The organism is Metabacillus bambusae (assembly GCF_017497975.1).
GTDB classification, from domain to species: Bacteria; Bacillota; Bacilli; order Bacillales; family Bacillaceae; genus Metabacillus; species Metabacillus bambusae.
Genome location: NZ_JAGDEL010000005.1, coordinates 236851 through 260582, shown reverse-complemented (window position 1 = coordinate 260582; position 23732 = coordinate 236851). Strand labels below are relative to the sequence as shown.

Below are 23732 nucleotides of genomic sequence, written 5' to 3'. Positions count from 1 at the left end.
TATCAAACTTTAGTTTTCGCTTTAATGTTATAAGATGGAATTGTAAGAAATACTAATGAAGGTGGGATTATGTGCAAACGTTAGAAATAAAACCCAAGATGTCAATTGAAGAACTAGGTCAGGTAGTTTCGACTTATCTTAAAGACCAATGGAAACAGATTCTTTTAGAAAACATCGAAGAACTGAAAAGACTCTTTCCTGAATATGAAGATGCAACATATGGAATGTATTTAGACAAACTAATTCCACCGATTTGGACGGATCTTGAGAAAAACGGTTTTCAATCTGCTGAACAAACGAAAGAGGATGACTTTGTTATTGGTGGTTGCTTAAACTTTAGAAACTCAATTGAAAAAGCCAAATGGGGAAATCCGCATCATGAAATGCGTGTCTTCTGGATTGTGATTGAAAACCAGTATCTTGAACAGATTGGTACGTTCCTTTTTGAATTATCTCATTCACATGTTCAGTTTGATCTCCCAGCACCTCCAAAGCTTATTCCATTTAAAGGAACAGAGCGGAGAGACATTACCGAAAAAATTTTACAACTAAAAGAAAATCTCTGATAAAGAAAAGACATCGAGTAATTTGCTCGATGTTTTTCTTTATCTATAAGTATCTTTACTGAAAAATTTTCGCTTCGCAATCAAATAGGAAACAGTAACCCCAATCGTATCCTTCACAAAATCAAACACTGTGGCTGAACGAGCTGGAACAAACGATTGATGAATTTCATCTGTCAGGCCATATAGGATTGCTATGATCGCTGCCACCAAGCTCGCTCGTTCACTCCATTTTTTATGTGCCATAAATGCAAATGTAATCAGCCAATAAAGGATAGCGAATTCAATTAAGTGTAAGGATTCCTTCATAAGAGCATCGAAGGAAAATGGTGTTTTAACAAACGCATCAGCTGGATTACTAGATAAAATCCAAATTAGCACCATATATAAAAGAGGAAGAATTGTAATGAGCAGCTTTTTCATGTAATAAACTCCTTTATTTAAAAAAATTTTCTAAACGGTACATATTATTATAAACAACGCACATACTAAATTTAAAAAAATTTTTTTAAGATGTGTATATAATTCAGCGAATCTGTTCAGAATGATTGCTGAGGTGATGATAGAATGAGAGAGGAAGAAAAGAAACGTACTTCTCAAAACACAAAATTTCAACAATTTTTTAGAAAACGTTGGGTATTTCCGGCAATTTACCTAATGAGTGCTGCAGTTATCCTTACAGCGGTTTTATGGTATCAAAGCATTAGCAACAATGTAGCAGAGGATTTGCAAACTCCTGATCAAGGAGAAAACGCAATGAATGATCCTGAAGCAGTAGAAGTAAACGCACTTAAAGAAAACGTTAAAATGCCTGCTTTAGATCCAGATGCAGTTTCAGTCGTTAAAAAGTTCTATGATCCTAACGCTTCAACTGAAGAGCAAGAAGCGGCACTAGTATCCTATAACAATTCTTATAGAATGAATAAAGGGATCGACATTGCAAGTGAGGATCAAAAACAATTTGATGTTGTTGCATCACTAAGTGGTACAGTAACAAAAGCAACGAAAGATCCAATTTTAGGCTATGTTGTTGAAATTGAGCATGAAAACGATGTAGTAACAGTTTATCAATCATTAGCTGAAGCAAATGTACAAGCTGGTGATAAAGTTGAACAAAATGAGCTAATTGGTAAAGCTGGTAAAAACCTTTACAATGAAGAAGATGGTATTCACTTACACTTCGAAATTCGTCAAAATGGTACAGCAATTAACCCGCTAACATATATGGATAAGCCGGTAACATCCATTGAAGAGCCAGTTCAAGAAGAAGCTACACAAGAAGAATCAGCTCAAGAGGAAGCTACACAAGAAGAAGCTCCAACTGAAGATGCTGAAGCTCCAAAAGAGGACGCTGAAGCAGATGACAAGTCTGCAGAGGAATCTCCAGAAACAGATAAAGATGCTGAAAAGGGAGAAACTGAAGGCAGCGAACAATCTAACGAGCCTGAAGCTTCAAATAGCACACTAAATTCGTAAGGATAAATCCGATACGAGGTTGAACTCAAAAATGATGAGATCAGCCTCGATTTTTTTTGTCAGGGTCTGTTAAAGCTCACTGATGATTTTGCACGTTGATTGGAGCGGAAGGCGTGAGACTCCTGCGGGAGTGCGAGTCCAAGGGAGACCCCACAGGTGCAAAGCACCGAGGAGGCTCCCGGACCGCCCGCGGAAAGCGAACGCCTGCAGCGGAAATCAACAACCAAGTTTAACAGGGCCTTTTGTTAAAAACCGTCATTAATAAAAAACCAATAACCCCACCGATAGTATTTAATAGTAAATCATCTACATCGAACGCCCCCACACGAAATATTAGCTGAGCGATTTCGACTAACAAGGAAAAGGCAACAGTGCCCCATACCATACGGATAAACGATCCTAACCTAGAAACTAAAAGCGGTAAAAGAAAACCAAATGGAACAAATGCCAGGACATTCCCTACAAATTGATCCGTAATTGATAGTCCATCAAAATTAGAGAAATAGCCTAGTATTGTTTGAAAAGGTCTAACATTATAGGTAAGTAAACCCTCTACAGATTGTCTATATGAAGAGAAAAATAACAAATAAAAGAGTACACACACATATACTAGAAAGCAAATTAGTAAAAAGAACCGCTTATAGCTTTTCATGTTAACCCCCTTATAAAAGGTATCAAAAATCTAGCAAACTTGCTATGAGATTCCAAAATATCCTTAGTTTAAAGCGTTATCCTCGAATCATGTCGAGAAAAAAACATATGACTAATATCCTTTTTTAGCCAACTTCTGTTGACCGATTGATATATGGGTCTCATAATAAATACTGATCGAAATATTTAGGACAAGATAATAGGAGGAGGTTCTTTTTATCGAATAATAATGTTAACGCTTACAAAAGAGGGAGGGTTAGAACCATTGACGATTTTATTGATTATGTTATTAATAACGGGATTTAGCCTAGTAATGGGCTTACGCAAACGAAAACCTCAATTTTTACTAATACCTATCTTATCACTACTACTCTACTTCATTGTACAAATAGCACTTGTACCAGCACCATTTTTTGAAACCATTAAATTTATCTTTAGCTTATCTTAACGGGCAGTAATCCGTAATCGAAGAATGCCTTTACTTTACCTTATTTTTCAGGAAATCAATCGGAGGTGGCTTAATGAAGAAAATTGATAAGAAAGTGGCGGATGCATACTTTAAAGAGCGCTCACGAAATATTGTCATTTATTTAATTATTGGATTTCTTTCCTCTTTTGGTGTTGTTTTGTTTGCTGAGTTTTTCAGTAAATTTAGTATTAATGGCTTTCCATTTCATTATTTTATGGGAGCACAAGGTGCTGTCGTTGTTTTTATTCTTTTATTATTTGTTAATGCAAAAGTCAGTGATTCAATTGATCGGAAATACGGAATTGATGAAAGTAAAAATGAGCAGCTTAGTGCTGGTAAAACATTAGATCATTAAAGAAATAAAAGGGGATTATATAGCAATGGGTCGACACACTCTCGTACAGTGGGATAATACTTTGACATCTAGCTCTAGCGCCTAGCCCCTCGAGGTCATAAGCCAATTTAGAATTGAAGGCAAAGAGCGCCTTCTATTCTAAATCGTCTTATTTGCCTGAGGCTAATCAAGGCGCTTGCGCTTTTGTCAGAGTCAAAGAATATTGTGACAATAAGGGGGATCTTGATTGGACACACAATTTATCGTTTCTTTAACTATCATTCTGTTAACATTTGCATTATATATTGGTATCGCAATTTATAATACTGCTAAAGAAACTTCAGATTTTTATGTAGCAGGGCGTGGTGTGCCACCTATTTTCAATGGAATGGCGATTGGTGCAGACTGGATGAGTGCAGCATCCTTTATCGGTATGGCTGGAACAATTATGTTGCTAGGGTTCGATGGACTAGCTTATATCATGGGCTGGACTGGTGGCTATTTGCTCCTTACCTTCCTATTAGCGCCACAGCTAAGGAAATATGGTCGCTATACTGTACCAGAATTTATTGGGGATCGCTATAATAGCCATGCAGCACGTGTTATTGCAGCGATTTGTACAATTATCATTAGCTTCACCTATTCAATTGGGCAATTATCTGGATCAGGAGTTGTTATCGGGCGTCTTTTTGAAATCGATGCGAAAATTGGCACAATGATTGGCGTTGTTCTAATCGCATTTTATGCAGCCTTCGGTGGAATGAAGGGGATTACCTGGACACAGGTTGCTCAGTACTTAATTTTAATCATTGCATATCTAATTCCTGTTATTTTTATGTCACTTCAAATTACAAATAACCCAGCCCCATGGCTATCCTACGGTAAAATCATAGAAGAAATGGGTGAACTTGATCGACAGCTAGGTATCTCAGAATATTTTGCTCCCTTTACAAATGGAACGAAATGGCAGTTCCTAGCGTTAATGTTTACATTAATGGCAGGAACTGCAGGACTCCCTCATGTTATTGTTCGTTTTTATACCGTTTCAACGATGAAAGCTGCAAGATGGTCTGGTGCATGGGCACTTCTCTTCATCGGACTATTATATTTATCAGCACCTGCCTATGCCGCTTTTTCTCGTTTTATTTTAATGACAAATGTAGCTGGGAAAAAGCTTTCTGAATTACCAGCATGGACCGAATCCTGGGTTCATACAGGCAAACTCCAAATTGCTGATGGAAATGGCGATGGTATCCTCCAATGGAGTGAGTTAATCATCTCAAATGATATTGTGGTTATGGCAACACCTGAGATTGCAAACCTCGGTATGTTCGTAATTGGCTTAGTTGCTGCAGGAGCAATGGCAGCAGCCCTTTCAACAGCAGGTGGCTTAATGATTGCCATTTCTTCCTCATTTGCACATGATATTTATTACCGTGTGATGAGGCCAAATGCATCAGAAAAGAATCGTTTAGCGGTAGCACGCTGGTCAATCGTTATTGCAACATTACTTGCAGGCCTTATTGCGTTAAATCCACCTGGAGCGATCACTCAAATTGTCGCTTGGGCATTTGCGCTCGCCTCAGGAACGTTCTTCCCGGCACTGTTAATTGGTGTTTGGTGGAAGCGCTCAAACACAGCAGGCGTCATCTCTGGAATGCTGGTAGGGTTAACTGTAACACTTATTTACATCTTCGCCGCAAAATACGGCGGCTTCACAATAGCCGGAATCATTGACACAGGAGCCGGAGTCTTTGGGGCGGTGGCAGCAATCCTAACCAACGTAATTGTGTCATTAGCAACGAAGGAACCTCCTATTGAAGTACAAGAGGAAGTACTAAACCTCCGTTACCCTGAGCAAATGACCTATAAAGATGGTGAAGTTTGGATGGATTGATAATATTGAAAAGGGATAATGATGATTTCACATCGTTATCCTTTTTTCTTTTGAAGAAAAAATAAAAAACATTTCCGATATTTAACTCAAACTCAAAAAACCATCAACAAAACAAAACCCAATTATATCCAATCGACAAATTTCTCGGGAAATAATCAAACACAAGGCAAAAAGTAAAAACTCGAAATTGTCGTTCTAAAAATAAATCCTCATCTAATGAACCTCCAAAAACCACTAAAATCACACCAAAATGTAATGAAATTTAAAAAAACTTAAATAAACCCTTGTCCCTCTTGACTTTTCTTGCATAATCTTTGACCCAAGCTAATAAAATGTTACAAACCTATCAAAGAGAGTGTTTGAGGTGAGGGATCGTGAGTGTACATTCTAATCGCAGTAAAAGAGGCATCATACATTCATCTAAGAGAAAGTCAGCCACAGTGTCTTGGTATGCGAGTCTCATTTCACACTTCTCACATCCATATTAGGGAGGTCGAGTGGTGTGCACGATTACATCAAAGAACGCACAATCAAGATTGGGAAGTATATCGTGGAGACAAAGAAAACAGTTCGCGTGATTGCGAAGGAATTTGGAGTTTCCAAAAGTACCGTCCATAAAGATTTAACGGAGAGGCTACCTGAAATAAATCCTGATCTTGCGAATGAGGTAAAGGAAATTCTTGATTACCATAAATCAATACGACATCTTCGGGGTGGTGAAGCAACTAAGCTTAAGTACAAAAAGGATGAGATTTTAGAAGAACAGCCAGTTAAATAAAAATTTCTATCTAATTCTTTGTAAATCGACAAATTCCTACATAAACTAGTTAATTTATTTTACAAAATCATACTATTTTTATGATTTTATGATACAATACTTAATTAGGTTAGTAATTAGAGGAATGAAGATTTGCAAGGAGGATATAGATAGAATGTTTGCGAGGGATATTGGTATAGATCTTGGTACAGCAAATGTATTGATACATGTTAAAGGTAAAGGCATTGTGCTTAATGAGCCATCGGTTGTTGCGCTAGACAAGAATTCAGGGAAGGTTCTTGCTGTTGGTGAAGAAGCTAGACGTATGGTAGGACGTACTCCTGGGAATATTGTTGCAATTCGTCCTTTAAAAGATGGTGTAATTGCAGATTTTGAAGTAACAGAAGCGATGTTAAAACACTTTATTAATAAGCTAAATGTAAAAGGATTACTTTCAAAACCGCGCATGCTGATTTGTTGCCCAACGAATATTACATCAGTTGAACAAAAGGCAATTAGAGAAGCAGCTGAAAAAAGCGGTGGGAAAAATGTTTATCTTGAGGAAGAACCAAAAGTAGCAGCAATTGGTGCTGGAATGGACATCTTCCAACCTTATGGAAATATGGTAGTTGATATTGGCGGTGGTACTACAGATGTCGCTGTTTTATCAATGGGCGATATTGTCACCGCCTCTTCAATTAAAATGGCAGGGGACAAGTTTGACCTCGAAATTTTAAATTACATTAAACGTGAATACAAGCTTTTAATTGGTGAACGTACGGCTGAAGACATTAAAGTAAATGTTGCAACAGTATTCCCAGGCGGACGTAATGAAGAAATTAGCATACGTGGCCGTGATATGGTAACAGGTCTACCTCGAACAATTACAGTGAATTCCAAAGAAGTACATGATGCACTTCGCGAATCAGTTGCTGTTATTGTACAAGCAGCTAAAAGCGTCCTAGAGCGTACTCCACCAGAGCTTTCTGCAGACATCATTGATCGTGGTGTTATTTTAACCGGTGGTGGAGCCCTTTTAAATGGCTTAGATCAACTTTTAGCCGAGGAGCTAAAGGTACCGGTTCTAGTTGCAGAAGCACCTATGGATTGCGTTGCAATCGGTACAGGAATTATGCTAGATAATATGGATCGTCTCCCACGCAAAAAACTAGTTTAATAAAAAGTACGATGAAGAGTCTGATTTTCAGACTCTTTTGTTATAGAAAAAAGAAAAATGATTCTTTCCTCCTAAAATTTTGTATAAATCCCCCAAAAATATAGCATACATTTCCTAAAAAAATGTAATGAGAAAACAGTCGTTCTCCTTTATAATTAATGATAGGGAATTCTGTCGAAAGAATTCAGATTGTGCGGAAATCTATTACTGAGGTGGATGTTAAACATGTTAAGAGGTTTATATACAGCAACTGCAGGGATGCTCACACAGCAAAAGCGTACGGAGATGCTTTCTAATAATATGGCAAACTCCAACACACCTGGCTACAAAGCAGATCAATCTTCCATTCGTGCATTTCCAGAGATGCTATTAAAAAGAATGGACAATAGCCCTGTTCCAGCAACAGTCGGGACATTAAACACAGGTGTTTATTTACAAGAGCTAAATAGTCAAAACATTCAAGGGGGGCTACGTGAAACTGGGTTAAAGAGTGATGTAGCCCTTATCGAACAAAATGTACCATTAAATCAAGAAACAAATGTAAAAGGTGCACTGCTTTTTGCAGTAGAGAATCAAGCAGGGGAAGAGCGCTACACGAGAAATGGACATTTCACACTTGATGAAAATGGAACATTACTTTCTGATGGAAACCAAGTTTTATCAACAACTGGTCAGCCGATATCCTTTCAATCAAGCAACTATCAAATAACTGCAGATGGCGATATATTTGCAGATGGTGAGTTCGTTGCACAAATTGATGTACGCTTTGAAGATGATGTCCGTAACCTTGTAAAAGAAGGCAATGGCTTATTTCGAACGGTTGATGAACAGGCATTACCTACAGCGCTCAATAATGGTGAAATAACCTACAGCTTAAAACAAAATTACTTAGAAAATTCTACTGTTGATGTTGGACGAACTTATACAGATATGATGACAGCTTATCGTTCATTCGAAGCAAATCAAAAGGTTCTACAAGCATATGATAAAAGTATGGATAAGGCCGTGAATGAAATTGGCCGCTTAAGATAATAGGGGGAACAGATTATGTTACGCTCAATGATTACAGCGACTAATACAATGGGCCAGCTACAAAAACAGCTTGATACCATCGGCCACAATTTAGCGAATATTGATACGCAAAGCTATAAACGAACAGAAACATCATTTTCTGAACTCGTTCGTCAGCAATATGCTAATCAAACAAACGAGCCAGAAGAAACAAACACTTATGGCGAATTAGGGATTAGTCAAGGAACAGGTGCCAAGCTCGGAAGCAGTCTTGTCTTTACTCAAGGAAGTCTGAAACAAACCGGGAGAGCATTAGATATAGCGTTAACTGTACCAAATCAGTTCTTCCAAATCGATGTTAATGGAGAAACTCAGTATACTAGGGATGGTGCACTTTATCTATCACCTACAACAGATGGTACAAATCGTTTAATGCTAGCGACAGCAGAAGGAAATCAAGTCCTTGATGAAAATCAAAACCCAATTATGTTTGAAGATAATTTTAAGGAACTAGTGATTTCAAAGGACGGGACAATTACAGCCGTTCCGAGAAATGATGAGGAACTTCCACAGATATTCGACCTAGGTGTTGTACAATTTGATCGACCACAAATGCTTGTTCAAAACGGGAATAATCGCTATAGCTTAAAGGATTTAGGCAATAATCAACTCAATGATGTGCTTACCTTTTTAGATGGGGAACTTCGAAACGAAGTATCGATGCAGCAAGGTGCGCTTGAAATGTCAAATGTAGACTTATCAAAGGAAATGACCGATTTAATGATCTCACAACGTTCCTATCAGATGAATGCAAAATCCATCACAATGGGTGACCAAATGTTGGGATTAATAAATGGTGTAAGATAGGAGTTTAGACTATTGGTTGCAAAAGAAGTAGCAAAAGTAGCTAGCCGAGAAGAAGTAAAAAAAGCAAAAAAAGCCAAGAAGGAACAAAACACAAACGAACAAAATGATAAAAATCGACTCCGTATTCGTATCAGATTAATACCGATATGGGTGAGGATTTTGCTCGTGCTAATTTTCATGGTGCTTAGTACCCTTGTTGGACTAATTGTAGGCTATGGTATTATTGGCGACGGTAATCCTGCAGATGCACTTGATGAATCAACATGGCAGCATATTATTGATTTGGTTGAAAAAGAATAAACAGAAGATTATACTTTGCATATAGGGAAGGTGAATACCTTCCTTTTGTCGTATACATAATACCGTGGTTACATCTGACTAGCATAAGACCTTATGAATACCTTTTATCAAAATCATAAGTTACAAATGCCCCAGTTGCTAGGCGCTGAAATTTATCAAAAAAACATGTAAGGAGTACATACAATGTTAGATATCCAACAAATTAAAGAAATCATTCCACACCGTTATCCATTTTTATTAGTTGATCGAGTTTTAGAGGTTGAAGAAGGAAAACATGCGGTAGGTATTAAAAATGTAACTGCAAACGAAGAATTTTTTAATGGCCATTTCCCAGATTACCCAGTTATGCCTGGAGTACTAATTGTTGAAGCACTTGCACAGGTAGGTGCAGTTGCAATGCTTAAAAAAGAGGAAAACCGTGGTAGATTAGCTTTCTTCACAGGCATCGACAATTGTCGCTTTAAAAAACAAGTTAAGCCAGGTGACCAATTACGACTTGAAGTCGAAATCATCCGCTCAAGAGGAGCACTTGGAAAAGGAAAAGCAACAGCAACCGTTGATGGAGAAATCGTATGTGAAGCAGAAATCATGTTTGCACTAGGTGAGAAAAAAGAGGAAGAATAAGCAAAGAGACAAATTGACCACAACTAGGTCGTTTGTCTTTTTTTTATGTCCCTTTTCTAAGAGATTGTTGTTTTTCAAACAAAAACTAATTCAGGTTGATTAGAGCGGAGGTGCGAGACTCCTGCGGGAGCAGCGGGACAGGTGAGACCCCGCAGGCGTTTACGCCGAGGAGGCTCACCGCCCGCACTGCGGAAAGCGAGCATCTCTCGCTGCAATCAACCATTCCCCAATACTTGTTATATAGTAACAAAGTTTGCGAAAATAGCCTTTTTTATTCAACAGGTTTCATCGAAAGGAAGCATGTCTATATAGATAATATCGTTCCTTGCAAGAATGAATTTATTAAATCAGGGAAACATAACAAAGTACCTGTCAAAAAAACGTATTAATGAAAGGAGCAATTATAATGAATAAAAAATGGCTAATGGCCTTATCAGGTCCACTTCTTGCAGCAATAATCGTAACTGGATGTGCTGATGACCAAGACCCTGCACCACCAGAAGATACGAACGAGCAACTACCTGACGAAAACGGTGAATCTCCAGTAGACGAAAACCTAGATGAAAACATGGACCCACAAGGTAATGGAGAAGATGCTGGTGAACTAATGGAAGAAGAAGGCACTGAGGAAGGTACAACAGAAGAAGGTACAGATAAAGGTACAACAGAAGAAGGTACAGATAAAGGTACAACAGAAGAAGGTAACGCTGAAGGCGAGAATGAAAAAGAATAAATGTGTTGTGAAAGGGCTAACTTTTAGTTGGCCTTTTTTGTCGTCTAGGAAATTATAAAATTCTTGTACTGTGGACAAGCGCTTGGCATCCAGCTCCAGCGCCTAGCCCCTCGAGGTCATAAGCCACTTAAGAATTGAAGGTAAAGAACACCTTCTATTCTTAAGCGTCTTATTTGCCCGAGGCTGTTCAAGGCGCTTGCGCTTTTGTTCTGTGGATTGGACATTGGGACAATTCGCTCAATGATAGAGAAGGTTGAAGCGGATTTGGTTCAATTCAAATGATTTGTGGTTAAATAATTCAAAAAAGTGGTTCAATCTGCAACGTCAGGAGAGGTTGAATATTCGGTATTGTTCAATAAAATGTGTAAGTGGTTCAATCCCAGAGAAAAATGGTCCAATAAATCAAGTAGGTGGTTCAATCCCAGAGAAAAGTGGTTCAATAAATCAAAAAAGTGATTCAATCCGCAACATATATATTGATTATTGACATTCAATTAAAGCCAGAAAAAATCAAAATAAACAATTTCCATCCTCACCTCTCATCAAAAACCATCCCCAATCAATAACCCCAAAAAAGAAGCTTAACCAACTTAAATAAATTTCAAACTTTTTCTATAAAACACTCATAAGTATGATTCTGCCATGAATATGATGGTGGTAGAGTACAAAAAACTCATAAATAGCTTCTGTATGAAAAATAGTGGTCTAAAGTGGGTAGGTAAAATACCACAAGTGTAGTGATAGCCACTTTTCCACATAAAAAAGAGGTGTGATAAAGGTGAAAGATATGAATGTTCCTCATGTGCAACAAGCAACGTTCACCCCAATGAAAGCCTATAGACCGTTTCATAGTTGTTTTGATCCTTGTCGACCAATCGGATTGAAGTTTTATTCAACACCGCCACAACTATATATGGGGTTTCAGCCGCCAAACCTTCAGCAGTTTCCACCTAAGGTTGCGTTGAAAAAGGGGACTCTTTGGCCAGCATTGTATGATCCATATGAGAATCCTTATGAGGGAAAAAGGGGGTAGTACGTGTGCAGCAATTACCTGATGAATATTACCAGCTACTTGAGGAGATTCAAGCAGTTGATTTTGCCCTTGTTGAGCTTACACTTTATCTTGATACACATCCGCATGATGTTCAAGCACTTCAGCAATTCAATCAGTTTGCTTTACAAAGTAAGCAGCTTAAGCAATCGTTTGAGGCGAAGTTCGGGATGCTTCAGCAGTTTGGTGGTAGTTTTGCAGATGCAAATTGGAGCTGGGGAACTGCTCCATGGCCATGGCAGGTGTAAAGACAAATTAAGGATCGGCGATGTTCCGATCCTTTTCATACGAGAGGAGAGATGAACATGTGGGTATACGAAAAAAAGCTCCAATACCCCGTAAAGGTGAGTACGTGTAATCCAACTCTTGCAAAATATTTAATTGAGCAATATGGTGGTGCAGACGGAGAATTAGCTGCAGCATTACGTTATTTAAATCAGCGCTATACAATTCCAAGTAAAGTTATCGGCTTATTAAATGATATCGGAACAGAGGAATTTGCTCATTTAGAAATGATCGCAACGATGGTCTATAAGCTAACAAAGGATGCAACACCAGAGCAATTAAAAGCAGCAGGTCTCGCTCCTCACTATGTTGACCATGACTCTGCCTTGTTTTATCACAATGCAGCAGGTGTGCCATTTACGGCAACCTATATCCAAGCAAAAGGGGATCCAATTGCTGATCTATATGAGGATATTGCCGCAGAAGAAAAGGCAAGAGCTACATATCAATGGATCATTAATATCTCAGATGACCCTGATCTAAATGATAGCCTTGCCTTTTTAAGAGAACGTGAAATTGTTCACTCCCAACGATTTAGAGAAGCGGTGGAAATATTAAAAGATGAACGTGATAAGAAGAAGATATTTTAATGAGTTTACTCGGAGCGAAGACAGCGTTCCGAGTTTTTTTATAGAAAAAAAGGCTTCACAACAAACCTCATTGTGCAGCCTCTAAAGACATCATAACTTCGTCGTTTCCTTACGCTGGTGAACATTTCCTGAAAATGCCTCAATTAGGCTATCCCCTGATAAACCTTGTCCCATTAAGGAACGAAGTAGCTCCTCTGGATCATGGATAGGTCTTGATGTCAGTAATCGACCATCTAATAAAATTGATAAGTGTTGATCAAGTGGTGTTAATGTTCGAACCTTTGCAATGATTTGAGCGGGTGCATTACTTTTTTTAGAAATAGTAACAAACGCTCTAATTTTTGTCTGGGCGTCAAACAATTTTTCAAAAAACGGTTGTAGATCCTTAGAAATTAATGCTTCAATTAACCAAGAGTTTTCGCCATCCTCTCTGTTAAGGACTAGCCCGTCCTCTAACGGAATCTCTTTGATTGTTTTCTCCTTCGAAGCCTCTTGTTCAATTTTTAAGCCTACAAGCTTGAACGTCTTCATCATTATCACCCTCGTCAGCTCATTTTTCTTTATTATACCATATGAAGGATGATACAAAACTTCAATGAAAATTGGTTCAAAAAAGTGCTAGCTACTCTAACCTTTTCGTTGACTTTTCAATTACGGTAATCAGAATATCTTCAATTAACTTCCTCTCCCTTGGTTTTGCATATATAAGCTGCTGCAAACTTGTAGACACTTTTGGTTGCTTAATTAAATAATCGATAATTTGTGAAATGGAATGTTCGTTACCATAGTCACCATAAACCTCGTAAAGCAAATCATCTGTTACCTGGTCTCTGCCAATAAGATGATCAATGCTAACAGAGAATTCCTTACTTAAAAGTAGTAAGTAAGATAAGGCAGGCTCTTGTTCACCTGTTTCAAGGCGCGTTATTACGGGCCGAGATACATTGATTTTTTCCGCTAACTGTTCTTGTGACCAGCCCTTGCGTTCACGATAAAATTTCATATTCATTTTGAATTTCTTTAGCTCTTTCATAAAATCAATACCAACCTCTCTTATTTCTAAATGTTTTGAATGAGAACATATTTAGAATCGTTCAAAAATCGAACGAGAATAGATATTTAGACCTATTTAGAGAATAATGGAAAAATATGAAGAAATAACGAGATGAATGTTAAATTTCCCTTAAAATTCGTCAAATTCTACCTAATATCACACATGGATAAATTTAGAAAATCTTAACAATGGAATATACTTACAATGTAAATTATTTGAAAAGAGGTTATAGAATGATTGAATTTAAACTAAAGTGTCTTTATTTAAAACAGAAAAAAATGGATTCTTTTAAAGTAAAGGAGACAGCTACGCAAGATTTGGTCATTTTAAGGATAGGTGATTATAACCATGGTAAATCAAAATATCATCATTTCCATGTCCCACTGCATGCGATCGTTGAGATCCAATATGAAACCACAGATCACAATAACCTTTTACGCATTGTCTTTCAATTAAACCAAAGAAATCTATCAATTCAATACTATACTTGGAATGAGACAGAACAACACTACATAGAAGCACCTCTTGAAAATGAGGTCATACATTCTCTATCCTTTCAAGCAATTCTACAAAGCATAAGCTTCTCTAATGATAATCATTTATCATACATTGTGAATTCTCTTCAGCCATTAACTGACATACAAAATTAACGGAAAAAGGTTGAAAATTGCTGAAACAATAGGCAAATATTTTTAAAAATGCAAAAACTGCTAAGAAGAAAAATCGTTTCGTTAATCAGTTGAAATGCAAAACGAATTTTTACTCGTTTTTCCAATCTATTAAAGTCTACTACAATACACTTGTACATGAAATGAAAGGAGGAACGAAGTGATCAACCAAGTCATATTAGTAGGCAGACTAACAAAAGATCCGGAAATTCGTTATACAGCAGATGGAGCGCCAGTTGCAAACATCACCCTTGCTGTAAGTCGACAATTTCGCAATGCTGCTGGAGAAATTGATACAGATTTTGTGAATTGCTCTGTCTGGCGACGAACAGCAGAAAACACAGCAAATTACTGCCGTAAAGGTTCAATTGTAGGTGTAACAGGAAGAATTCAGACGCGAAGCTATGAAAATGCAGAACGAACTCGTGTATACGTTACTGAAGTTGTGGCTGATTCCGTTCGCTTTATGAGTGGAAAACCCCGTGAACTAGTTGAACAAGAAAGTTAAGCTTCACCTATTTCTGCATAAGAGAAAATCAATGGTATCCCCTTAAATCCTCAGTTTAGCGGCTGGTTGCTCGTATCGACCAGAGTAATCAGCCGATTTTTTTTGATGAGAATGATATAATACAGATAAAAGGAGGTGACATAAATGGAAGAATTATTGGAATCATTTATGAGTCAGATGAACCAACAATTTGCTCTTTTATCAAAGGGGATTGGCGAGCTAAAGGATAGTTTAGATGGAAGAATGGACAGCCTAGAAAGACGAATGGATAGCTTAGAGGGACGAATGGATAAACTAGAAAAAAATCAAGAAAACTTAGTTCTTACGGTTAAACAGAATGCTACTGAATTCAGAAGTCATTTCGTGAAAATTGAATCAGAACTTGAACAGCATCGCGATGCCTTTAAAATCAAAACAGATGTTGAGTTCCTAAGCGGGAAAACAGGGATCCACGATACTAAAATTAACAATATTGAAAAGCGTCTCGAAGTATAGAGTATAAAAAAACGACAGTTACAAAACTGCCGCTCTACTTCGAAACCTTCTTTTCAATTAGCTTAACTAGCTTCTCCCATTGTGGGGCTTTTTTTTCCTCTATTTTCTTTACTTTTTTCTGCTTTGCTGCCATTGCAAGTACCCCTTTAATAAAACAATCTGATTTATCAACGATAATGATCAATTTATCTGCGATTTATCGAATTTATCGACTATTCGACATTTTTCTGGTTTTTCCGACAAGACTAAATCGACAAGGTAAAGAGCTCTTCAAGTTCATCAGCAGAAAGCTCAGTGATCCAATTTTCACTTTGGATAATTTCATCGTTTAAAGATTGCTTTTTTTCTAGCATTTCATCAATTTTTTCTTCAATTGTACCAGTTGTAATGAGCTTATGGACGTGGACAAATCGATCTTGACCAATACGATAAGCCCGGTCTGTTGCCTGGTTTTCAACGGCTGGATTCCACCAGCGATCATAATGAATGACATGATTAGCGGCTGTTAAATTTAATCCGGTTCCGCCAGCCTTTAATGAAAGAATTAAGAATGGATAGTCCTTATTTTGAAAGGATTCAACCATACGATCACGTTCAGCCTTCATCACACTTCCGTTTAAAAATAACACTTTTTCCCCAAATTCCTTTTCAAGCAAGCCTTTCATCATTTCACCCATGCCAATGTATTGAGTGAAAATAAGACAGCTTTCCTGCTGTTCACGAATATTTGTCGTTAATTCAACGAGCTTCTCAATTTTATGGGACCGTGTAACAAGCTGCTTAGGCTGCTGCTCTTTTAAATATAATGCAGGGTGATTACAAATTTGCTTTAGCTTTCCAAGCATTTTTAGAATTAATGCCTTTCGCTGCATCCCTGCAAGTGCTGTTACTTGTTCAAATGTATCTTTAACAAGCTGCTCGTAAAGTGAGGCTTGCTCGATCGATAATGGGATATATTCCTTTTGCTCTTGCTTCTCAGGGAGATTTAATGCAACCTGTTCATCACGTTTCGTTCTTCTAAGCAAAAATGGTTTAATATAACGTTGCAGCTGTTCAATTTGTTCAACATTACGTTCCTTTTCAATCGGTAATACATAGCGTTTATGAAAGCTGTGCAAGCTTCCTAAATAACCGCGATTAAGGAAATCATAAATTGACCAAAGCTCAGTTAAGCGATTTTCCATAGGTGTACCAGTTAATGCGATATGATGCTGACCACGCAGCTTACGAATTGCCCGTGATTGCTTTGTATGAGCATTTTTAATATTTTGTGCTTCATCTAGACAAATCGTACTCCATGTAATCGCTGAAATCTCCTCAAAATCAGCATGTGACAATCCGTACGAGGTTAATACAACATCTGCGTCCTTGATTGACGGATTAAACCTTTCTCCCTTGGCACGATTTGCTCCATAATGAAGCTTCACACGTAGATGTGGAGCAAACTTCTCAAATTCCTTCTGCCAGTTTCCGAGCACAGATGTTGGCGCAATGATGAGCGCAGGCTGTTCAGGCTGCTCTTTATCCAATACATATGAAAAATACGCAATCATTTGAATCGTTTTCCCAAGACCCATATCATCTGCTAAACAAGCTCCAAAGGAAACACTCCGTAAAAATAACAGCCAATCAACACCGTTTTGCTGATAGGGACGTAATGTGCCAAGGAATTCGTCAGGAATAGCATGGGTAGGCAGCTCACTTGTATCTGTAAGCTTTTTAAGCATTCCTCTCATTTGCTGATTTAGCTCAATTTGAATATTGGCAAAGGCACGTGTATCAAGCACCTCATCGTCATCAGCATTTACATCCTTTGCAGTTAGCTCCTGATGCAAAATATCTGAAAGATGCATGCCTTCCCGGTCAGCCTTTTTCAAAATTGCCTGGACCTGCTTAATAAATGCGGGATCAAGCTTAATCCATTGCCCTCTGAAATTAACAAGGCGACGCTGCTGTGAAACAAGCTCTAGAAATTCCTCTTCACTCATTTCCACACCATTTGTTGCAAAGCGCCAATTAAAATCAATCAGTGAATTCATCCCAACAAAGGACTGTCCACGTGGAGAAGACGAGACCTTTGCTTTAAGCATAAGCTGAGATTCCTTAACAATCTGCCACCATGATGGAAGCAAGATTTCCACTCCCATATTAATGAGTGTTTCACTAGCATCTGTTAAAAACAACCACGCCTCATCCTCTGTAACAAATGTCGTCCCGGTTTGAAAGCTTAACCAAGGCACAATCTCGGAAAAGCGCTCCTGCTCACGTTCAATTTTGTGTTGATAAGGAAGCCATTTTTTCGGGAGCTCACCTTGATAGTGGACAATTTCATCCTCATTCGCCTTGCTGCGAATAAGGATTTCAAGCTGCCACTCATCCCCATCTAATTCTGGTTCATTTAACCGAAGGCCTACAGTAAATGGTGTATCATCGATATGCCAGCCAATTTTCTCGTGGAAATCTGTCTCATCAATAAAATGCCCTTGGAAGGTTGTTAAGACTGGATAGGCATTGACAATATCAGACCAGGCATCATGTAGAACACGATCCCTGTTAATTAAGTCAGTAAGTGCAGCTGAGAACCACTCTAACGCGAAGCCCTCTAATTGGTTTTCAGTATCCTTAAAGCGCGTCACACCTTGCTTCCAGCCTGCAAAATCAGGAGCATATTGCCCATTTGCAATCAGCTCATAGATGGTGTGTGCCTCATTCGCTAGTTTTTGTGCATCCTCTGATAACGTGATTGTCGCAAGCGAATTATACGTTTCTTTTCCAAGCAACTCGACCATCATCCATGGCGACAGCTGCACCGCGGGCATCCCAATATAGCTAATGTCTTCTAAATTTGTTCCATAAAAGGAGGACTCATGCCAGGTGAAAAGGTAGCGGGTAAATTCAGCAATTTCTAATGGGCTGTCATCATGCTCTGATGTACAATACACATAAAAATGATAATCCTCAATTTGCTCCGCATGAACGACAATGTTAACCGTATTAATCATGAATTAGCTTCCCCTTTTTAAGTTCTTCTTTAAAGGCACGAAGACGCTTATGCTCCTCTGAAAGATGCTGGATATAATTTTCCCACGCTTCTTCTTTTTTCAGCTTTTTATACTGGGCTTTAATGCGTTTTAAGTAACGAACAGCCATTTTATAATTTTCCCGTGTTTTCATGCCAATTTCATCCTGAACTGATTTCACATAAAGCGGCAAAAGCACACCTGGCTCACTTTTTTCAATGTCCTTTAAAACATAGGAATCCATTTCATTCAGCGAAAATCCTAATAAGGTTTGGAGCTCAATCCACGTTCTATACTGCTCTTTATCAAGTAGAAAATCATGATACTCTGCGTAGCTAAATGGCAGCATTTTACGACATGCCTTTTCAAAAAGTGGGTCATCCTTTGTTGCGTTTCCATACTCCTTAATTAATTGCAACATATAGCGAATCGTTTGTCGTTTTTCGTCAAAATGTAATGAACTATTTATATATTCTGTAGAACTGTTCATCATGTATGAAACCCAACCTGAAAGGCGCTTCCAATTCTTCTTTTTCAAAATGTCTTCAACCCAGTTAAATGTAAATGGCAATGCAGCTGGAGTCAGTTTACCCAAATTGCTGAAAATCTGCTCATCACGGGATTGAAGAAAGTCCATATGCATTAATGCCGTTTCCATTTCCACTGCAAACTCTGATCCTAGCCTTAGCTCTTGTTCAAGACGCTCCTCAAGCCATTCGCGCTCAATCGAGATAAACTTATCACGTCTTAATAGCTCAATCCAAAGCAATTGATAAAGGTTTCCTCGTTCATACTGGTAGTGCTTGCTCGTATAAAGCAGCTCTCTAAAACGCTCAACACTATCAACCAAAAGTGGATCAAGCGCAAAAGGCAATGCGTAACGCTTCATCTCACGGATCGCTACTTGAACATTATCGATCAGCTGATCAATAAATGGATAAATAATATGTTGTAACATATAGTCAGTTGGCTTCGTCTCATTAATAAGATGCAATATTTTTAAAAACACAGTCACCGATGCTTGCACAATAAAAAATTGCTTCATTTCAGGAGACTTAGGTGCCTTCTTTTTAAGCGAAGAATAATACAGATGAAAAAGACTTTGAAAAAGCTGGTGTCCTGAAGGAACCTGCTCATACCATTCATCATACTCACGATCAAAAAACGCAATCCAGCTTGCTAAGGAAGAATCTTCATAATCCTTTTCCGGCTTAAAAAACGAGCTAGCCTTCCGAACAGATTTAAGCACATCATCGACCGGTTTATCCTCTTTCCAGAGGTCTACAAATGTTCCGACTCGGTCAACACTTGCATATACATAAAGGAAAGTAGCTATCTGGTGCCTGCAAATAGAATGCGAAGGACACGTACAAGTACTCATCACAAAATCGTCTAAATCCAGCTCAACTTGAACACTTGTAACATCCTGAACCCTTGCTGAAACAGTATGACTAGTTGTGCTCACATTATAAATACTGCCTTGTCGAAATAAGATGAGTCCTTTTTTAATTAAATTCCGATCATCCTCATCCTTATGAGAAAGCAATTGTTTAATTTGTTCACCGGCACCAAGCACAAGCTCTTTACTAAGTTCACGACCAAGCATATACAATGAACCCCTTTCATATGAAAAGCTCAGGCCGAACTTAAACATCTCGAGCTTACTCGAGAGGCTAGGCGCTAGAGCTAGACATAAATCTATGTACAAAGAATGTAAACTGTTCTTTAAATAAAAAACCTAATTCTTCTATTATAACTCATAATGTTTTGTTCAAAAAGGTTTAGTGCGAGATTAAACAGGGGACATAAAATTGAAGCTACAATCGAATTGTTTGTTCGTGAGAAGAAGTTGAGTTAATGATGAGTAAGAATCGTACAAAAAAACATACTAAATTTTACAGTGGTAGGTATTACCTAAAAAAGGCATGACCTAGATTTATTATTTTCTTGCAAGATTTTTCGTTTGCGAGTATAATAGTCCCATATTGTCTGAAATTGTAAAAAAAAGAAAGGGATTTGTAAAATATGAAAGATAGTCAGCTAAAACAAGAAGAGCTGCTGCAAATTCTGTTACGCGCTCACGATAAAGGCGAAAAAACAAACAATATTACAACAAACGAATTATTAGAGGATCTAATCTCTCAAATAAAAAAAGTATATGCATCATAAAAATGCGAGCGCCCTGGGTGCTCGCATTTTTTGGCTTTATTTGTTAGTTGGGGAATTGGGGACAGTCCCCCACTCCGTTAGCGTGATAAAGTAGGGACAGTCCCCCACACTGTAAATGCACTAAAGAAAGTTTCTTTATTCTATAACTAAATCTATCAAAAAAATCAGGCATAAACAAAAATACCATTTTCATTCACATCTTTCTATCAACCTGTTTATACTATACTACGGTTCAAAAAAATAGATTTAATGAATCGGACCAAAATCTATAAAAACAAGGAGGAATGCACATTTTGCAAGTAAAAGATTTATTCGATTTATCAAATAAAACAGCAATTGTCACAGGTGGAGGTAGAGGCTTAGGTGAAATAATGGCCCACGCTCTTGCTGAAGCAGGTGCAAATGTTGTTGTTTGCTCACGTGACTTAAAGGCGTGTGAAGCTGTAAGTGATGCCTTGGTAAAAAAAGGTGTTTACTCGCTTGCCTATGAGTGTGATGTAACTGTAAAAGAAGATATCGAACATGTAGTGGAAGAAATAGTGAAGCACTTTGGAACAATTGATATTCTAATCAACAATAGCGGTACATCATGGATCTCACCTATTCTCGACATGCCAGCAGACAAATGGGACAAAGTCATGGCTGTAAACGTCAAAGGTGTTTTTTTATTTTCTCAAGCAGTAGCAAAAGTAATGGCAAAACAAAAATCAGGAAAAATCATCAACATTGCCTCCGTATCAGGCTTTGGAGGCACACTAGAATCCTTCATGAACACAACCGCCTATAACACAAGTAAAGGCGCAGTCATGACATTCACAAAGGACTTAGCCGTCAAACTAGCACCCAACAACATTCAAGTCAACGCAATCGCCCCAGGCTTCTTCCCAACACAACTATCAAAACCCGTACTCAACCACTTCAGCGAACCCATCCTAGCACGCACACCAGCAGGTAGAATCGGTGAAGCAAACGACATCAAAGGCGCCACACTATTCCTCGCCTCCCAAGCATCCAACTATATTATCGGTCATACTCTAGTAATTGATGGTGGAATGACAGCACTAGCTTAGAGGGGACAGTCCCCAAAAAGCTGCTGCATTGTGCATTGTGGAGAGTCCTCTAGCGTTGGGGGACTGTCCCCAACGCAACAATCTCTCGACGCATAAAGGATTCTATTAGAAATAAGGAGTAAATAATACATTATTGGGGACAGTCCCCCCAATAAAAGTCCCCCAATTAAAAGGAGTGATCAACCAACATGTCAAACGAAAAGGCAAACGAATTTTATAAAGACTTAAAAAAGCTGGCTCAAGGAGGAGAATCACTGCTGAATGAATTCATTCAAAAGTGGCTCAATCAAGAAGAACTAACTCGTCTGGTAGGGAAAAACTCAAACATGACAGGTGAAATCGTAAAACGACTTCATAAATATCAAGACCTCGTAACGACGGCACTAAAAATCCCAACAAAAGATGACATCGCGAATATTGCAAAGCTTGTTCTTCAATCAGAAGATAAACTAGATTTAATAGAAGAGAAATTTCAAAAGCTTCAAAATTCCTTAGGAAATAATTGTGCAGAAAAGGCACAGGTTCTAGCAGATACATTAGACAAATTAAACGAAAAAGTAGAGTGTCTCTCACATCGTTTAAGAGAAATAGAGCCTGAAAAAGAAAGACAAACTAAAAAGTTAAAAAGCTCAAAAGAAGAAAAACTAGCATTTCTAAAAGAACAGTTACAAATTAAATTAAACGAAAGTACAACAAAAATGGTTGGAAATGTCCTGAACCAAGAAGCTCCAATTACAGCATTAAAGCGGAGATTGAAAAACCGTGGCTAACCACGATAAATACAAACTAGAACTAGAAGAAGCAAAACGCTGGAAAGGCTTTTTAAGCCAATGGGATAATCAAAGGCCAAAAGTGGGGCAAACACCAAAAGAAGCAATTTGGAGAAAAAACAAAGCAACACTCTGGTTCTATCCTTCATCCAATAAACGATATAAAACACCACTTTACCTCATCTACTCTCTCATAAACGAACCATACATCCTTGACCTCGGTCCTAACATGAGCATGATTGAAGCATTTGGAAAAGAAGGCTATGACGTATACCTAATTGATTTTGGCATACCAGGCTATGAAGATAAAGATATGACATTGGATGACTACTTCACACGATATATCCAGCCCGGGGCAAAACGAGCATTATCCCATTCAAAAGCAAAAGCCCTGACAGTTATGGGGTTTTGCTTAGGTGGAACCCTCGCAGCGATTTACGCGGCAATTGCTGACGAACCTATTAAGAACCTTGTTCTTCTAACAACACCAGTTGATTTTAGCAATGTCCCTGTCTTTGATAAATGGGCAGAGGCCCTCAAGGACGGCTCATTAGACCTTGAACCTGCAATAGACGCATTAGGTCTCATACCAGCTTCAGTCATATGGGCAGGGATGCGCCTTGTGACCTCACCGCTCTATTTCAGCCCACAAGCATCATTGCTACAAAAAAGCTATGACGACAACTTTGTAGAACGCTGGCGTCGCTTCAATATGTGGGCAGAGGGGCACATCCCACTACCAGGTGCCACACTAAAGCAACTATTAAACGACCTAGGAAAAGAAAACAAGCTCATAAACAACAAACTTAAAATTAACAACAAACACGCTTCACTCAAAAATATCAAAGCCAATCTATTATCCATCTCAACAACCTATGACCGACTCGTACCAGAAGAACAAATCAAACCAATCATGAAACACGTATCAAGCAAAGACAAAACCCACCTAAGCATAGAAGGTGGGCACGCCTCAATCGCCCTCACTGGAAAAATTCCAGACTATCTTTCGAGTTGGTTAAAAGAAAGATCATAGACGGGGACACCTTAATTAGGGACTGTCCCCAACTTTGTAAAAATCCCCACCTTTCCTACTTAAAAAATAGAAAATCCAGCATAAAATTTTAAAAACCCCCATTTGAGGGACAGTCCCCCAAAAAAGGGGTTTTTCAATTTGTATCGAACTCTATCCTAAT

General features: G+C 38.3%; 28 protein-coding genes. 22 read left to right on the top strand and 6 right to left on the bottom strand.

Annotation, left to right across the window (positions count from 1 at the left end):
- Positions 1-71 precede the first annotated feature (71 nt).
- Positions 72-566: a DUF6022 family protein gene (locus I7822_RS09695; RefSeq protein WP_207977392.1), complete on the top strand. Its 495-nt coding sequence runs from the start codon at positions 72-74 to the stop codon at positions 564-566.
- Positions 567-605: 39 nt separating this feature from the next.
- Here the strand turns inward: I7822_RS09695 and I7822_RS09690 are convergent, their stop codons facing one another.
- A complete protein-coding gene (locus I7822_RS09690) occupies positions 606-986 on the bottom strand; it encodes a VanZ family protein (protein WP_207977390.1) in 381 nt (126 codons plus the stop codon).
- A 144-nt stretch (positions 987-1130) separates the two neighbouring features.
- On the opposite strand from I7822_RS09690, the gene spoIIQ reads away from it, so the two are divergent.
- Complete coding sequence (spoIIQ, locus tag I7822_RS09685; RefSeq protein WP_207977388.1) at positions 1131-2039, top strand: stage II sporulation protein SpoIIQ; 909 nt, start codon at positions 1131-1133, stop codon at positions 2037-2039.
- A gap of 229 nt (positions 2040-2268) precedes the next feature.
- Here spoIIQ and I7822_RS09680 read toward each other — a convergent pair whose 3' ends face one another.
- Positions 2269-2691 (bottom strand): VanZ family protein, encoded by a 423-nt coding sequence (locus I7822_RS09680; protein ID WP_207977387.1) that lies wholly within the window; start codon positions 2689-2691, stop codon positions 2269-2271.
- 264 nt (positions 2692-2955) lie between these two features.
- Between I7822_RS09680 and I7822_RS09675 the strand changes: the two genes are divergently transcribed.
- The 13 genes from I7822_RS09675 (at position 2956) to cotJC (ending at position 12785) form a co-directional block, all read left to right on the top strand.
- Complete coding sequence (locus I7822_RS09675) at positions 2956-3138, top strand: hypothetical protein (protein ID WP_207977554.1); 183 nt, start codon at positions 2956-2958, stop codon at positions 3136-3138.
- 73 nt (positions 3139-3211) lie between these two features.
- Positions 3212-3514, top strand: coding sequence for a DUF4212 domain-containing protein (locus tag I7822_RS09670; protein ID WP_207977385.1), 303 nt, complete (start codon positions 3212-3214; stop codon positions 3512-3514).
- A gap of 226 nt (positions 3515-3740) precedes the next feature.
- The gene (locus tag I7822_RS09665) at positions 3741-5390 is read left to right on the top strand and encodes a sodium:solute symporter family protein (protein ID WP_207977382.1); all 1650 of its coding nucleotides are present in this window, start codon (positions 3741-3743) and stop codon (positions 5388-5390) included.
- A 502-nt stretch (positions 5391-5892) separates the two neighbouring features.
- Entirely contained in the window at positions 5893-6168 is a 276-nt protein-coding gene (gene spoIIID, locus I7822_RS09660) for a sporulation transcriptional regulator SpoIIID (protein WP_046588600.1), read from the top strand.
- Between the two features lie 154 nt (positions 6169-6322).
- On the top strand, positions 6323-7324 hold the full coding sequence (locus I7822_RS09655; protein ID WP_207977380.1) for a rod shape-determining protein: 1002 nt from the start codon (positions 6323-6325) through the stop codon (positions 7322-7324).
- A gap of 225 nt (positions 7325-7549) precedes the next feature.
- A complete protein-coding gene (locus tag I7822_RS09650) occupies positions 7550-8356 on the top strand; it encodes a flagellar hook-basal body protein (protein ID WP_207977378.1) in 807 nt (268 codons plus the stop codon).
- Positions 8357-8371: 15 nt separating this feature from the next.
- Positions 8372-9202, top strand: coding sequence for a flagellar hook-basal body protein (locus I7822_RS09645; protein WP_207977376.1), 831 nt, complete (start codon positions 8372-8374; stop codon positions 9200-9202).
- A gap of 12 nt (positions 9203-9214) precedes the next feature.
- Positions 9215-9502, top strand: coding sequence for a DNA-directed RNA polymerase subunit beta (locus tag I7822_RS09640; RefSeq protein ID WP_207977374.1), 288 nt, complete (start codon positions 9215-9217; stop codon positions 9500-9502).
- 183 nt (positions 9503-9685) lie between these two features.
- On the top strand, positions 9686-10126 hold the full coding sequence (gene fabZ, locus I7822_RS09635; RefSeq protein ID WP_066328692.1) for a 3-hydroxyacyl-ACP dehydratase FabZ: 441 nt from the start codon (positions 9686-9688) through the stop codon (positions 10124-10126).
- Positions 10127-10532: 406 nt separating this feature from the next.
- Entirely contained in the window at positions 10533-10859 is a 327-nt protein-coding gene (locus I7822_RS09630) for a hypothetical protein (protein ID WP_207977372.1), read from the top strand.
- A 787-nt stretch (positions 10860-11646) separates the two neighbouring features.
- Positions 11647-11892: a spore coat associated protein CotJA gene (locus I7822_RS09625; RefSeq protein ID WP_207977548.1), complete on the top strand. Its 246-nt coding sequence runs from the start codon at positions 11647-11649 to the stop codon at positions 11890-11892.
- Between the two features lie 5 nt (positions 11893-11897).
- Positions 11898-12158 (top strand): spore coat protein CotJB, encoded by a 261-nt coding sequence (locus I7822_RS09620; RefSeq protein ID WP_207977370.1) that lies wholly within the window; start codon positions 11898-11900, stop codon positions 12156-12158.
- A 57-nt stretch (positions 12159-12215) separates the two neighbouring features.
- A complete protein-coding gene (gene cotJC, locus I7822_RS09615) occupies positions 12216-12785 on the top strand; it encodes a spore coat protein CotJC (protein WP_207977368.1) in 570 nt (189 codons plus the stop codon).
- Positions 12786-12875: 90 nt separating this feature from the next.
- On the opposite strand, the gene I7822_RS09610 is transcribed toward cotJC, so the two are convergent.
- Together I7822_RS09610 and I7822_RS09605 are read right to left on the bottom strand one after the other, a co-directional pair.
- The gene (locus I7822_RS09610; RefSeq protein ID WP_207977366.1) at positions 12876-13319 is read right to left on the bottom strand and encodes a YwpF family protein; all 444 of its coding nucleotides are present in this window, start codon (positions 13317-13319) and stop codon (positions 12876-12878) included.
- A gap of 88 nt (positions 13320-13407) precedes the next feature.
- Positions 13408-13818: a helix-turn-helix domain-containing protein gene (locus I7822_RS09605; protein ID WP_207977364.1), complete on the bottom strand. Its 411-nt coding sequence runs from the start codon at positions 13816-13818 to the stop codon at positions 13408-13410.
- 254 nt (positions 13819-14072) lie between these two features.
- On the opposite strand from I7822_RS09605, the gene I7822_RS09600 reads away from it, so the two are divergent.
- From I7822_RS09600 to I7822_RS09590, 3 genes are all read left to right on the top strand, one after another.
- Positions 14073-14489, top strand: coding sequence for a hypothetical protein (locus tag I7822_RS09600; protein ID WP_207977363.1), 417 nt, complete (start codon positions 14073-14075; stop codon positions 14487-14489).
- Between the two features lie 178 nt (positions 14490-14667).
- Positions 14668-15015, top strand: coding sequence for a single-stranded DNA-binding protein (locus tag I7822_RS09595; RefSeq protein ID WP_066328728.1), 348 nt, complete (start codon positions 14668-14670; stop codon positions 15013-15015).
- 144 nt (positions 15016-15159) lie between these two features.
- A complete protein-coding gene (locus tag I7822_RS09590; protein ID WP_207977361.1) occupies positions 15160-15510 on the top strand; it encodes a hypothetical protein in 351 nt (116 codons plus the stop codon).
- 245 nt (positions 15511-15755) lie between these two features.
- Here I7822_RS09590 and I7822_RS09585 read toward each other — a convergent pair whose 3' ends face one another.
- Together I7822_RS09585 and I7822_RS09580 are read right to left on the bottom strand one after the other, a co-directional pair.
- Positions 15756-18512: a DEAD/DEAH box helicase gene (locus tag I7822_RS09585; protein WP_207977359.1), complete on the bottom strand. Its 2757-nt coding sequence runs from the start codon at positions 18510-18512 to the stop codon at positions 15756-15758.
- Positions 18505-20136 (bottom strand): SWIM zinc finger family protein, encoded by a 1632-nt coding sequence (locus I7822_RS09580; RefSeq protein WP_207977357.1) that lies wholly within the window; start codon positions 20134-20136, stop codon positions 18505-18507. The genes I7822_RS09585 and I7822_RS09580 overlap by 8 nt, the downstream gene beginning before the upstream one ends.
- 419 nt (positions 20137-20555) lie before the next feature.
- On the opposite strand from I7822_RS09580, the gene I7822_RS09575 reads away from it, so the two are divergent.
- The 4 genes from I7822_RS09575 to I7822_RS09560 all read left to right on the top strand — a co-directional run bounded on the left by I7822_RS09575 (position 20556) and on the right by I7822_RS09560 (position 23572).
- The gene (locus tag I7822_RS09575) at positions 20556-20699 is read left to right on the top strand and encodes a YwzD family small protein (RefSeq protein WP_207977354.1); all 144 of its coding nucleotides are present in this window, start codon (positions 20556-20558) and stop codon (positions 20697-20699) included.
- A gap of 293 nt (positions 20700-20992) precedes the next feature.
- Positions 20993-21769, top strand: coding sequence for an SDR family oxidoreductase (locus I7822_RS09570; protein WP_207977352.1), 777 nt, complete (start codon positions 20993-20995; stop codon positions 21767-21769).
- A 188-nt stretch (positions 21770-21957) separates the two neighbouring features.
- On the top strand, positions 21958-22539 hold the full coding sequence (locus tag I7822_RS09565) for a hypothetical protein (RefSeq protein ID WP_207977350.1): 582 nt from the start codon (positions 21958-21960) through the stop codon (positions 22537-22539).
- The gene (locus I7822_RS09560) at positions 22532-23572 is read left to right on the top strand and encodes an alpha/beta fold hydrolase (RefSeq protein ID WP_207977348.1); all 1041 of its coding nucleotides are present in this window, start codon (positions 22532-22534) and stop codon (positions 23570-23572) included. Before I7822_RS09565 ends, I7822_RS09560 begins: the two co-directional genes overlap by 8 nt.
- The last annotated feature ends 160 nt before the right edge of the window (positions 23573-23732 follow it).

Bases quoted from the DNA above. Each gene is read 5' to 3' on its own strand.
- I7822_RS09690 (WP_207977390.1), bottom strand. From the start codon at position 986: ATGAAAAAGCTGCTCATTACAATTCTTCCTCTTTTATATATGGTGCTA.
- spoIIQ (WP_207977388.1), top strand. From the start codon at position 1,131: ATGAGAGAGGAAGAAAAGAAACGTACTTCTCAAAACACAAAATTTCAA.
- I7822_RS09680 (WP_207977387.1), bottom strand. From the start codon at position 2,691: ATGAAAAGCTATAAGCGGTTCTTTTTACTAATTTGCTTTCTAGTATAT.
- I7822_RS09670 (WP_207977385.1), top strand. From the start codon at position 3,212: ATGAAGAAAATTGATAAGAAAGTGGCGGATGCATACTTTAAAGAGCGC.
- I7822_RS09655 (WP_207977380.1), top strand. From the start codon at position 6,323: ATGTTTGCGAGGGATATTGGTATAGATCTTGGTACAGCAAATGTATTG.
- I7822_RS09650 (WP_207977378.1), top strand. From the start codon at position 7,550: ATGTTAAGAGGTTTATATACAGCAACTGCAGGGATGCTCACACAGCAA.
- I7822_RS09645 (WP_207977376.1), top strand. From the start codon at position 8,372: ATGTTACGCTCAATGATTACAGCGACTAATACAATGGGCCAGCTACAA.
- fabZ (WP_066328692.1), top strand. From the start codon at position 9,686: ATGTTAGATATCCAACAAATTAAAGAAATCATTCCACACCGTTATCCA.
- I7822_RS09630 (WP_207977372.1), top strand. From the start codon at position 10,533: ATGAATAAAAAATGGCTAATGGCCTTATCAGGTCCACTTCTTGCAGCA.
- I7822_RS09625 (WP_207977548.1), top strand. From the start codon at position 11,647: ATGAATGTTCCTCATGTGCAACAAGCAACGTTCACCCCAATGAAAGCC.
- cotJC (WP_207977368.1), top strand. From the start codon at position 12,216: ATGTGGGTATACGAAAAAAAGCTCCAATACCCCGTAAAGGTGAGTACG.
- I7822_RS09610 (WP_207977366.1), bottom strand. From the start codon at position 13,319: ATGATGAAGACGTTCAAGCTTGTAGGCTTAAAAATTGAACAAGAGGCT.
- I7822_RS09605 (WP_207977364.1), bottom strand. From the start codon at position 13,818: ATGAAAGAGCTAAAGAAATTCAAAATGAATATGAAATTTTATCGTGAA.
- I7822_RS09600 (WP_207977363.1), top strand. From the start codon at position 14,073: ATGATTGAATTTAAACTAAAGTGTCTTTATTTAAAACAGAAAAAAATG.
- I7822_RS09590 (WP_207977361.1), top strand. From the start codon at position 15,160: ATGGAAGAATTATTGGAATCATTTATGAGTCAGATGAACCAACAATTT.
- I7822_RS09585 (WP_207977359.1), bottom strand. From the start codon at position 18,512: ATGATTAATACGGTTAACATTGTCGTTCATGCGGAGCAAATTGAGGAT.
- I7822_RS09580 (WP_207977357.1), bottom strand. From the start codon at position 20,136: ATGCTTGGTCGTGAACTTAGTAAAGAGCTTGTGCTTGGTGCCGGTGAA.
- I7822_RS09575 (WP_207977354.1), top strand. From the start codon at position 20,556: ATGAAAGATAGTCAGCTAAAACAAGAAGAGCTGCTGCAAATTCTGTTA.
- I7822_RS09565 (WP_207977350.1), top strand. From the start codon at position 21,958: ATGTCAAACGAAAAGGCAAACGAATTTTATAAAGACTTAAAAAAGCTG.